Source organism: Pedobacter superstes (assembly GCF_037622515.1).
Classification (GTDB): domain Bacteria; phylum Bacteroidota; class Bacteroidia; order Sphingobacteriales; family Sphingobacteriaceae; genus Paradesertivirga; species Paradesertivirga superstes.
In genome coordinates this window covers 906,846-918,995 of record NZ_JBBJCN010000001.1, presented here as the reverse complement: position 1 = coordinate 918,995, position 12,150 = coordinate 906,846, and the positions used below count along the sequence as shown (strand labels likewise).

General features: G+C 38.0%; 9 protein-coding genes. 7 read left to right on the top strand and 2 right to left on the bottom strand.

Going from position 1 to position 12,150, the window contains the following annotated elements; genetic code table 11:
• The first annotated feature begins 62 nt into the window (after positions 1 to 62).
• The 5 genes from pheT (at position 63) to WG906_RS03965 (ending at position 5,573) form a co-directional block, all read left to right on the top strand.
• Positions 63 to 2,465 carry a phenylalanine--tRNA ligase subunit beta gene (gene pheT / locus WG906_RS03985; RefSeq protein WP_339991229.1) on the top strand — a complete coding sequence of 801 codons (2,403 nt, stop codon included), beginning with the start codon at positions 63 to 65 and terminating at the stop codon, positions 2,463 to 2,465.
• A gap of 99 nt (positions 2,466 to 2,564) precedes the next feature.
• Positions 2,565 to 2,873 carry a hypothetical protein gene (locus WG906_RS03980; protein ID WP_339991228.1) on the top strand — a complete coding sequence of 103 codons (309 nt, stop codon included), beginning with the start codon at positions 2,565 to 2,567 and terminating at the stop codon, positions 2,871 to 2,873.
• 22 nt (positions 2,874 to 2,895) lie between these two features.
• Positions 2,896 to 3,186, top strand: a complete 291-nt coding sequence (locus WG906_RS03975) for a cell division protein ZapA (RefSeq protein WP_339991227.1) — start codon at positions 2,896 to 2,898, stop codon at positions 3,184 to 3,186.
• Between the two features lie 207 nt (positions 3,187 to 3,393).
• Entirely contained in the window at positions 3,394 to 4,947 is a 1,554-nt protein-coding gene (rny, locus tag WG906_RS03970; protein WP_339991226.1) for a ribonuclease Y, read from the top strand.
• Between the two features lie 116 nt (positions 4,948 to 5,063).
• Positions 5,064 to 5,573, top strand: a complete 510-nt coding sequence (locus WG906_RS03965; protein WP_339991225.1) for an Mpo1 family 2-hydroxy fatty acid dioxygenase — start codon at positions 5,064 to 5,066, stop codon at positions 5,571 to 5,573.
• 219 nt (positions 5,574 to 5,792) lie between these two features.
• On the opposite strand, the gene WG906_RS03960 is transcribed toward WG906_RS03965, so the two are convergent.
• Positions 5,793 to 6,206 carry a type II toxin-antitoxin system VapC family toxin gene (locus WG906_RS03960; protein ID WP_339991224.1) on the bottom strand — a complete coding sequence of 138 codons (414 nt, stop codon included), beginning with the start codon at positions 6,204 to 6,206 and terminating at the stop codon, positions 5,793 to 5,795.
• Positions 6,203 to 6,448 (bottom strand): DUF6364 family protein, encoded by a 246-nt coding sequence (locus tag WG906_RS03955; RefSeq protein WP_339991223.1) that lies wholly within the window; start codon positions 6,446 to 6,448, stop codon positions 6,203 to 6,205. Before WG906_RS03955 ends, WG906_RS03960 begins: the two co-directional genes overlap by 4 nt.
• Positions 6,449 to 7,039: 591 nt before the next feature.
• Between WG906_RS03955 and WG906_RS03950 the strand changes: the two genes are divergently transcribed.
• Positions 7,040 to 8,401 (top strand): GH1 family beta-glucosidase, encoded by a 1,362-nt coding sequence (locus WG906_RS03950; protein WP_339991222.1) that lies wholly within the window; start codon positions 7,040 to 7,042, stop codon positions 8,399 to 8,401.
• A gap of 135 nt (positions 8,402 to 8,536) precedes the next feature.
• The gene (gene dnaE, locus WG906_RS03945; RefSeq protein WP_339991221.1) at positions 8,537 to 12,109 is read left to right on the top strand and encodes a DNA polymerase III subunit alpha; all 3,573 of its coding nucleotides are present in this window, start codon (positions 8,537 to 8,539) and stop codon (positions 12,107 to 12,109) included.
• Positions 12,110 to 12,150: the final 41 nt, after the last annotated feature.

Here is a 12,150-nt window from a genome sequence, read left to right as displayed (position 1 = left end):
CACCTTTTACCTTTCACCTTTCACCTTTTTTCTATCTTTGCCCTTTATCATTTAAAATTCAAATGAAGATTTCATACAACTGGTTAAAGCAGTTTATAAATACTGATCAATCGCCTGAAGAGATATCTCAGATCTTAACAGCAATTGGTCTGGAAGTAGAGAGTGTAGATAAAGTCCAAACTATCCCCGGAGGACTGGAAGGTTTGGTGATAGGTTATGTAAAAGAATGTGCTCAGCATCCTAACGCCGATCGTTTGAGAATTACCAGGGTCGATGTAGGTGATGGAGAAGACATACAGGTGGTTTGTGGTGCCCCAAATGTTGCTGCAGGTCAAAAAGTTGTGGTTGCAACAGTTGGAACTACTGTTTATCCATTAAATGGCGAGGCCTTTAAAATCAATAAGTCTAAAATCAGAGGTGAGGTTTCTGAAGGAATGATTTGTGGAGAAGATGAAATAGGTTTGGGCTCATCTCATAATGGAATTATGGTTTTAGATGAGAATGCAACAGTTGGAACCTTAGCAAAAAAATATTTCAATGTTGGCGACGATTATCTTTTTGAGATTGGATTAACACCAAACCGGGCCGACGCCGCTTCACATTTGGGGGTTGCAAGAGATTTGGCGGCTTATCTCAGGACAACCATCGCGATGCCCGATGTTTCCGCCTTTAAATCGGATAATGATAGTCTATCTATTCCTGTGAAAGTTGAGAATAGTGCGGCCTGCCCCAGATATACTTCAGTTACCTTAACAGGTGTGGAAGTTAAAGATTCTCCAGATTGGCTTAAGGATAAGTTAAAGATAATTGGCGTTCGCCCGGTAAATAACGTAGTTGACGTAACCAATTATGTTTTGCACGAACTTGGCCAGCCTTTACATGCTTTTGATGCCGATGAAATCAAAGGAGGGCAGGTTCTGGTGAAGAATTGTTCTGAAGGTACTCCCTTTACAACTTTAGATGAACTGGAACGTAAATTATCAGCCGAGGATCTGATGATTTGTAACAGCGAAGCTCCTATGTGTATTGCAGGTGTTTTTGGAGGAATTAATTCGGGGGTAAAATCTTCGACTACAAAAATCTTTCTCGAAAGCGCATATTTTAATTCTGTAGCCGTACGAAAAACATCGAAACGACATGGTTTAAAAACAGATGCTTCCTTTCGTTTTGAACGCGGAACCGATCCGGAAATGACAGTTTTTGCAGTTAAAAGGGCTGCATTGCTGATTAAGGAAATTGCTGGTGCCGAGATTTCATCAGAGATAAGTGATTTTTATCCTTCACCCCAAGCTCCCTTTAGTGTTTCAGTATCTTATAAAAACATTAATCGCTTAATTGGTGAAGTAATTGAGGAAGAAACAATAAAGAGTATTATTGAAGCATTAGGTATTTCAATTGTAGAAGAGACCGCTGAAGGTTTGAATCTGAAAGTCCCCAGTTTTAAAGTAGATGTAACACGCGAAGTAGATATTATCGAAGAAATTCTTCGCATTTACGGGTACAACAATATTGCTATTCCGTTACAAGTCAGAGCTTCATTAACGAATTCGGTTAAACCGGATAAAGAGGTGGTACAAAACCAGATTGCCGATTTGTTGTCTGCCAACGGGTTCTCCGAAATACTTTCAAACTCCTTAACCAAATCGGCCTATGATCAGGATCCGGAAACCGCAGTGCGAATGTTAAATCCACTCAGCAGCGATTTGGATACGATGCGTCAAACTCTTCTATACTCAGGTTTGGAAGCAATAGCGTATAATCAGAACCGCAAAAACCCTGATTTAAAACTATACGAATTTGGGAAAGTGTATTCTACTTCTGAAACAGGATACAGTGAAAATTTCAGACTGGGGATTTTTATGACGGGTAGAAATTTTAGTCAACAATGGAACCACAATAATTCTCAAACTTCCTTTTTTAATTTAAAAGGAGCGGTTGATGCTGTAGTAAAAAGATTGAATGTTTCGGGATTAACAGAAGACAGTTTTGATAATATCAATTTTCAACAGGCCCATCAATATAAAAAAGGTGAGCAAACTCTGGTTTCTTTCGGGAAGGTTTCAAATGCAGCTCTGAAGAAATTAGATATTGATAAAGAAGTTTTCTTTGCTGATTTTAACTGTGATCTGGTTTTAAAGGCGATCAGGAAAAACAAAATCACTTTCAGGGATGTTCCGAAAACTCCGTCTGTTAGAAGAGATTTATCTTTACTGATCAGCAAGGATATTACCTTTAATCAGCTCCAGACTCTGGCTTTAAAATCGGAAAGAAGCTTATTGAAGGAAATAAATGTGTTCGATGTTTATGAAGGGGAGAAACTGCCGGAGAATAAAAAATCGTACGCTTTAAGTTTCCTGTTGCAGGATGAAGAAAAAACTCTTACTGATAAGCAGATTGATTCGGTAATGAATAAATTAATTGGTATTTTCGAAAAAGAACTCGGAGCGGAAATTCGGAAAGGATAGAAGGATGGAAGGATCGAAGGATAGAATGGAAATACAATAACCGGAATAATATTCATTCCTTCACTCATCCTTTCATTCAATCAATAATAGCAAAGAAACATGTCCTTAGCAGGCCAATTAACAAATGTACTTGACAGAACGCAGCAACTTATCGAGCTGTGTGAAGTATTACAGGAAGAAAATAATCTTTTAAAAAAAGAGAATAAGGCACTGGAAGCCAGCTTGGATAACAACAAATCTAAAATTTCTGACCTGGAAGAAAAGTTAAAAGCATTGAAGCTTGCAAGGTCTTTAGAAGGTATTGCAGTGACACAAATATCTAGTAATGAAAAAACGCTTGATATAAAGCAAAAAATTAGCGATTTTGTGCGAGAAATTGATAAGTGCATTGTATTGCTAAAAAAGTAATATAAAAGTGAAATAAAGCCAAATGGGAGAAATCTCCATTAAAATAAATATTGCTGACCGTGTTTACCCTTTAAGAGTAAATATGGAAGAGGAAGAAATGATTAGGCGGGCAGCTAAGATTATAAACGACCGTATAAAAGAGTTTCAGGACAATTATGCGGTGAGGGATAAACAAGATTTATTGTCAATGTGTGTATTGCATTATGCAACTGCTACATTAAAAGCCGATAAGAAAAGGGTTGATGAAGATACAGATGTGGCCGATAAGGTTTATCAGTTAGATCAAATGCTTAACAATTTCTTTTCTAAGTAATTTACGTTCTTTATATTAGGGCAAAGATTTAACCGCAGTTAAATTAAGTTTCACTATTAATTAAACTTAACACTTCAATATAACGAAGTCAAAAGATGCAAATCATCTGTTTTCAGTTGATTATGATTATGACTTAATCGTGCTTACAGAAGTTTTACAATACATGAGACTTAGTTTAATTTGCGGTTTTTTTATGAAAAAAGTACTATGGAGATAATTGGATACATTTTATTAGGACTGGTAGTAGGTATCGGTATCGGGCGCTTTATGCTGCGATCCTTATTGAAAAGCCAGGAAGTTGCAGCGCAGAACAAAGTAAAAAAGATATTAAAGGACGCTGAAAATAATGCTGAAATTTTAAAGAAAAATAAACTTTTAGAAGCTAAGGAGAAGTTCCTTCAATTAAAAGGGGAGCATGAGCAGGAGATTAACGCTAAAAACAATACAATAAATCAGCGTGAAAATTCTGTTAAGCAAAAGGAACAGTCGTTGAATCAGCGCCTGGAGAACCTTAATAAAAAAGAACAGGATATTGATAATCAGCGGAAAAATCTTGAGAAGCAAACAGAAATTGCCGTTAAGAAACAAGAAGAAGTTGATGTATTAAAAAATCAGCATATAAGCCAGCTCGAAACTATAGCCGGATTATCAGCAAATGATGCACGAAACCAGTTGGTCGATTCTTTAAAAGAAGAAGCGCGTTCTAAAGCCATGATGCAGATAAAGGACATCGTGGATGAAGCTAAGTTAACCGCAAGCAAAGAAGCCAAAAAAGTTGTTATTCAGACTATTCAGCGTACCGCTACCGAAGCTGCTATAGAAAATACTGTTTCGATATTTAATATTGAAAGCGACGAAATTAAAGGTCGTGTTATTGGTAGAGAGGGACGTAATATTCGTGCCCTGGAAGCGGCAACAGGTGTGGAAATTATTGTAGATGATACGCCTGAGGCTATTATTCTTTCAGGGTTTGATCCGGTAAGGAGAGAGATTGCGCGTCTGGCATTACATCGCCTTGTAACAGACGGTCGTATCCATCCCGCACGTATTGAAGAGGTTGTTGCAAAAACACGTAAGCAAATCGAAGATGAAATAGTAGAGATTGGTGAGCGTACTGTTATTGACCTTGGAATTCATGGCCTGCATCCGGAGTTAATCCGGATGGTGGGTAGAATGCGTTATCGTTCATCGTATGGACAGAATCTATTGCAGCACTCACGTGAAGTTGCGAACTTCTGTGCTACAATGGCTTCAGAATTAGGCTTAAACGTTAAACTGGCTAAACGTGCAGGTCTCTTGCATGATATTGGTAAAGTTCCCGATGATAATCCTGAATTGCCACATGCAATTTTGGGAATGCAGCTTGCCGAGAAATATAAGGAACATCCTGAAGTTTGCAATGCTATCGGGGCTCACCATGATGAGATCGAAATGACTTCGATGATCTCACCAATTATCCAGGCTTGTGATGCTATTTCGGGCGCTCGCCCGGGTGCACGTCGGGAAGTGGTAGAAAGTTATATCAAGCGTTTAAAAGAGCTTGAGGAGTTAGCTTTATCCTATCCGGGTGTTGAGAAGACTTTTGCTATTCAAGCCGGACGTGAATTACGTGTGGTTGTAGAAAGTGAACGTGTAACAGACGATCAGGCTGAGATTTTAGCAGCAGATATTTCAAACAGAATTCAAACCGAAATGACCTACCCGGGGCAGATCAAGGTCACTGTAATACGTGAAACAAGGTCTGTTTCTTACGCGAAATAGTTTTTTATAAGTAATTAGAGAAAAAGGCGCTTAGAAATCAGCGCCTTTTTCTTTTTCAAAACCGCTAATGTTTTTTTAAATTCAGGATAATTATATTGAATATATTTGCTTTTCATATGGCAGAAAAGCAAATAGAAAAAAAAGAAATTCATACTGTAATCCAGGATTTTTCAGAAGCACATAAAAACCCTGTTAACAGCTCTCTTCAATGGATATGTATTTCCTTATTAACTTTCGGAATTCTCGGTATAGTGTGGTCTGTTCCCTTCCCCAATTTATCATTTTTGGGAAAATATAATGGGTTTGTTAATTGGGCGTCTTTCCTGATTGCCTTCTCAATATATTACTATTATAAGTTGTCACCTATTCTGTCTTACGGTATTTTATTGTTTGTGTTTGCATTCTCAGCAGGAATTGTTGGATTAGAAAAGCTTCACACCAATCAAAACTGGCCCACAATGGGAGCTGTTTGTTTGGGCGTTTTTATGCTTGGATTGATGTTGCAGTTTTTTGGGTATAAATATGAAGGTAAAACACCCGGCTTTTCCTCAAATATCAAATCTTTACTAAATGGCCCGATATGGTTGATGTATAAGCTTTTTAGTAAACTGGGGTATACAATCTGAATGATTTAATGGTTGGCAATGTGGTTTAATAATAACCTGAGTTCCTTTAGAGGCCCCTGACAATTGTCAATAATGCAATTAAAGTTCTTCGCCTTAAAACAAACCTTAGTTCGTTCTTTCAGTTTTTTTGTAGAAATAACCTTTTAGGTACTTTCCTTGCATCTTTCGCGAGTTTCTGACTTTGATCATACACTTTTTTATACCCTGATAGACGCCCGGTTACAAAAATCGGATCACTTCATCAGGTGGTAAAACAGTTATCCCTGCATCTTTAAAATCTTTTAAGTTTCTGGTCACGATAAAATCTACATCCGCTATTGAATTTGCAGCTAATATTTGAATGGCATCTTCAAAGGCTTTATGATTAGATAACAAGCTTTTTTTAATAATAGAAATATCGATGGAAATCAGGTCAATAAAATCTAACAAAGAATATAGCAGCTCTCTTAATTCTTTTTCACCGATGTGTTTTTTTAATAAATAATGTGTAGTTGCGTAAGTATGAGAGGAGGTAAAGAGCTTGACTTGTTTTTTTTCGGCTAAATCAAAGATTTCTATTGCAAATTTACTGAATGGCGGTCTATCGGCAAGAAGATCAATCAGAATATTTGTATCAACAAACACATTCCTCATAAATGCTTGCTTTCAAAATAGGAGCCCAGTTCTTTTTTTTCATCGAAATTTGCAGGTAGCTTAACCGAACCCACCAATTTCTTCAACTTAGGAGAAATTTGCTTCGCCTCCCGGTGTTCCTCCGTCAGTGTCTCCAAATAATTTTCAATTAACTCTGACAAGCTTCTTCCTGTTTGCCTGGCGTACGCCTTCGCTTTTTTAATGACGTCCTGTTCTACAGTTAATGTTAATTTTGTTGTCATGGCACGTGTGTTTAAAACAAAGATACGTACTTGTCTGAAAATTCAGAAACTGAATGTATGAAAAGTGTACTTTCGGATGTGAGAAATCACATTTCAAAAAAACTTTAATTTTCTTTCATTTTCATCTACTACCAAGGCAGCTTACGATTTATAAAGAGATATGAACTTAGCATTAATGATTGTGAAAAGATAAACAGGTCATCTCCTAATTAACGATGAAAACAACAGGCGGAAAACTTTTTTAAAAATACAGAAACGGCACGCTAACTGATCAGGACCCGTCTTTACCCCACCATGCCAGATCGACTGAACCGCTTCAAGATGCAGCCGTTTATGAGAAAACGGATATCTGACAGTGAAGAGATTCGGCGAACTCAGGTTAATATTTGTTAATCTTAAATGCATCAAGACTTAATATCAAATGATTAATTATGTAGCATCAAAAGTATACATATGAAACTCATTGGATACAGATTAATATCATCATTTAAACATTGGCTTTTTTTAAAAGCGATGCAGTCTTCTTTTCTTCATTAATTAACATCATTTTAGCAGATATAAGTATTAACATTCTGTGAATTTATATCTTTAATGAAGAATATATTGAAATCTGATAGCCTTAAGCGGGAAGATTTTGGTGCCGAATTTAATTGGGGAGTGGCCACAGCGGCCTACCAAATTGAAGGTGCCCATAATATTGATGGCAAAGGCCTTTCCATTTGGGATGTCTTTTCTTCCCGTAAAGGAAATATTAAAGATAGCCACCATGGGCAAACAGCCTGCAATTTTTATAACTGTTATAAACAAGACATCCAGCTTATTCGGGATCTTAACATCCCAAACTTTCGTTTCTCTGTGAGTTGGTCCCGGGTTCTGCCAAAGGGGCAGGGAGCGATCAATCAGCCCGGAATAGACTACTACAATCGCGTTATAGACTACTCTCTTGAATGTGGAATCGATCCCTGGTTAACTTTATATCACTGGGATCTGCCATACGCTCTTGAACTTGAAGGCGGCTGGACGAACAGAGATATTGTAAACTGGTTCTCTGATTATACGGAACTTTGCGCAAAGAATTTTGGCGACAGGGTTAAAAATTGGATGGTAATGAATGAACCATCGGTTTTTACAGGCGCCGGATATTTTTTAGGAATACACGCCCCGGGAAAAACCGGACTCAAAAACTTTCTTTCAGCGATACATCACGTTACTCTTTCCACAAGTGCATCAGCAAAAATATTGAGAAGCACCCTGCCGGATGCAAATATAGGAACTACATTTTCGTGCTCGCATATCGAACCCTTATCTGAGAGTGGAAGAAATATTGAGGCTGCAAAGCGCGTCGATGCTTTATTGAACCGCACCTTTATAGAGCCTATCCTTGGTCTCGGATATCCCCACAAGGATTTGCCTGTTTTGAGAAAGATTGAGAAATACATCAGACCCGGGGATGAAAGTGCAATGTTCTTTGATTTTGATTTCATCGGCTTGCAGAATTACACCCGAGAGATCGTACAATCCTCTTTTTTTACACCTTATATAGGGGCCAATATTGTAAAAGCAGAGAAGAGAGGAGTTCCGGTAACAGAAATGAAATGGGAGGTATACCCTCCGGCAATATATCACATCATAAAGAAGTTCGATGCATATCCTCAGATCAGGAAAATTCTGATAACGGAAAATGGGGCAGCTTTTCCGGATGTATTAGAAGGAGAGTCAATACATGATTATAAAAGAACCGAATATATTAGAGATAATCTTTTTCAAGTATTGAAAGCCAAAAGTGAGGGCTGCAAGGTGGAAGGTTACTTCGTTTGGACCTTAACTGATAATTTTGAATGGGCCGAGGGTTATCATCCCCGTTTCGGCTTAATATACGTGGATTTTGAAACCCAGGAAAGAACAGTGAAAGATTCGGGGATATGGTATAAAGATTTTTTATCAGGCAATTAATTTCGTTGGAAGGTCGTTATAATTCCGATCTTCTTACTCTGAAAATTTTAGATTTTCCCGGAGTAATTTTTCAACACCCGTACACGCACAGGATTTTTTCCTTAAATTCGATGTACTCTTTTTGACGCTTAGCTGATGCCGGATTTCTCTCATTTACACGTACATACTCAATTTTCACTTCTTGATGGAGCTGCTGATATTTCTAAATTATTTAAGAAAGCTGCCGCTGATGGAATGAAAGCTCTGGCAATAACCGATCATGGAAATATGTTCGGCGCATTTAAATTTGTGGCAGAGGCGGGTAAGCATAATGTAAAGCCTATTGTAGGCTGCGAATTTTATGTGGTGGATGACATGCACAAAAAGCAGTTTACCAAAGAGAATAAGGATATAAGATGTCATCAGCTTTTCCTGGCAAAGAATCCGAAAGGTTATCAAAATCTGGTAAAACTTTGTTCTTATGGATTTATGGAGGGCCTTTATAGCAAATGGCCCCGTATTGACAAAGAGCTCATTTTAAAGTATCACGAAGGGTTAATTGCAACTACCTGTTGTCTTGGTGCATCTGTACCCCAGGCAATTTTAAAGCAAGGCGAAGAGGAAGCTGAAAAAGAATTTAAGTGGTGGCTCGATCTATTTGGGGAGGACTATTATATCGAACTTCAGCGTCATAATATTCCGGATCAGGAAAAAGTAAATCATGTTCTGTTAAAGTTTGCTAAAAAATATGATGTTAAAATAATCTGCTCAAACGATTCTCATTATGTAGATCAGCAGGATTCAAACGCGCACGATATTTTACTTTGTGTAAATACCGGTGATATGCAGAGTACGCCAATTGCTACCGATGAAGAAGGTGGTAAGGGGTACCGTTTTGGTTTCCCAAATGATCAGTTCTATTTTAAGACCCAGGCCGAAATGGCTAAGCTTTTTCATGATTTACCTCATGCTCTGGATAATACCAATGAGATAGTAGACAAAGTCGAGCATCTCAAACTTAAACGCGATATACTTTTACCCAATTTTCCGATTCCTTCCGAATTTAAAGTTCATGCTGATGATACTTTAAACCAGTGGGAATACCTCCGGCATTTAACAATGGAAGGCGCCCGGCGACGCTACCAGGATATTACACCCGAAATTCAGGAACGACTCGATTTTGAGCTGAATACCATTAGAATTATGGGATTTGCCGGGTACTTCCTTATCGTTTCTGATTTCATAAAAGCCGGACGGGATTTAGGTGTATTTATTGGACCAGGTCGTGGTTCTGCCGCCGGTTCTGTGGTGGCATATTGTATTTCCATTACGAATATCGACCCCATTAAATACAATCTCCTTTTTGAGCGTTTTTTAAATCCCGACAGAAAGTCAATGCCCGATATTGATACAGATTTTGATGATGAAGGCAGGCAGAAAGTGATCGATTATGTTGTGGATAAATACGGTAAAAATCAGGTTGCCCAGATTATAACTTACGGTTCAATGGCTGCCCGTACCAGTATTCAGGATGTTGCCCGTGTGCTTGACGTTCCCTTATCGGAGGTGAATGCGCTTAAAAAGCTCGTTCCGGATACTCTTGGAATTACTTTAAAAGATGCTTTTGACCAGGTTGGCGAGTTAAAAGATATTTTAAAGGGTGATGATATCCGTGCTAAAGTGCTCAGGGAAGCAGAAAAGCTTGAAGGGTCTGTTCGAAATACCGGAATTCATGCTGCCGGGATTATTATTGCCCCATACGATTTAACGGATATTATCCCCGTTACCACGATGAAGGATTCAGACCTTCTGGTAACTCAATTTGACGGTCGCGTGATTGAGGATGCCGGAGTCATAAAAATGGACTTTTTGGGTCTGAAGACTCTTACAATTATTAAAAATGCGCTTCAGCTGATCAAAGAAAATCATGGAGTTGAAATTGATATAGATTATATTCCGCTTGACGATCAGAAAACGTTTGAACTTTACCAGAAGGGCGACACCAACGGAACGTTCCAGTTTGAAAGCGATGGAATGCAGATGTATCTCAGGGAGCTAAAGCCGGATAAGTTTGAAGATCTGATCGCCATGAATGCATTATACCGTCCGGGTCCGATTGAGTATATTCCAAATTTTATTGCCCGGAAACATGGCAGGGAAACAGTAAGCTACGACCTTCCTGATATGGAAGAATATCTTGCTGATACATATGGTATTACCGTTTATCAGGAACAGGTGATGCTTTTATCGCAGAAACTGGCAGGTTTTACCAAAGGTGATGCCGACGTTTTGCGTAAAGCAATGGGTAAAAAGGACCGGTACATGCTTGATAAACTGAAGCCTCAGTTTATTGAAAACGCTAAGAAATTAGGTCACGATGAAAAGCAGCTTTCTAAAATCTGGACAGATTGGGAGGCCTTCGCATCTTACGCTTTTAATAAGTCCCATTCAACCTGTTATGCTTTTGTAGCTTATCAAACGGCCTTTTTAAAAGCGCATTACCCGGCTGAGTATATGGCAGCTGTATTAAACAATCAGAATAACATGGAGAAGATCTCTTTCTTTATGGAGGAGAGTAAAAAAATGGGAATTCCGGTTCTTGGTCCTGATATTAATGAATCTAATCTGCGCTTTGCTGTAAATAAAAAGGGAGAGATTCGTTTTGGAATGTCGGGCATAAAAGGAATAGGAGAGAAGGCTGTAGAAAGTATTATTGAAGAGCGTGTTGCAAATGGTCCTTATTCTACAATTAATGATTTTGCCAAACGTGTAAATTCAAGAACCGTTAGCAGGAAAGTTTACGAGAACTTAGTTTATAGCGGGGCATTCGATTGTTTTGGATATAACCGTTCTCAGTTTTTTTGTAAACCGGATAATATTCCTTACAACGGTATTGAACGGTTAATTAAATATAATAATGATTACCAGAATAGCTTAAATTCTTCTCAGGTATCTCTGTTTGGAGGTACATCAGATGCTCATATTTCTGAACCTCAAATGCCGGAATGCCCGGAGTGGGGATTAATTGAGCGGCTTAAATACGAGAAAGATATGATTGGTATTTACCTAACCGGTCATCCCTTAGATAATTATAAATTTGAGATGGAGCATTTTTGCACCTTTCAGGTAAAGCATCTGGCCTTAATTAATCGCGCTAAAAGCGGAGAGTTAAATGAAGTTGATACGGAAGAATTTAATAAAGTAAAAAACCGTGAATTAGTTATCGGAGGTTTGGTTTCAAATGCTCAGCACCGTACCACTAAAAATGGTAAACCTTTCGGTTCAATGATCCTGGAGGACTATAGCGATTCTTTTGAAGTTGTATTGTTTGGGGAGGATTATGTGAAGCTCAAACAATTTTTTACAGATGGTTATTTCGTGCAGGTAAGAGGGACGGTAGGCGAACGATTTAAGCAAAAAGATAATTGGGAGCTAAAAATTACGAACATTAACCTTTTGTCGGAAATACGGGATAAAATGTCTAAATGTTTAACGATACAGTTCCCTCTTCATCAATTATCAGAAGAATTCATTTCCGAAATGGATGAATTGGTAAGGGTAAATACAGAACAGAACGCGCAGAGAAACTGTCAGTTAAAATTTACTGTTTTTGATTCTGAAGAAACTATTGCCGTAGAAATGCCTTCAAAAAGTGTTAAAATATATCCAAGTAATGAATTTCTGGAGCATCTTCATAAGTTGCAGAATATTACCTATAAGTTGAATTAATTCTTGACGAAAAAAGATGGAGTAAAAAAATAAAATATTAT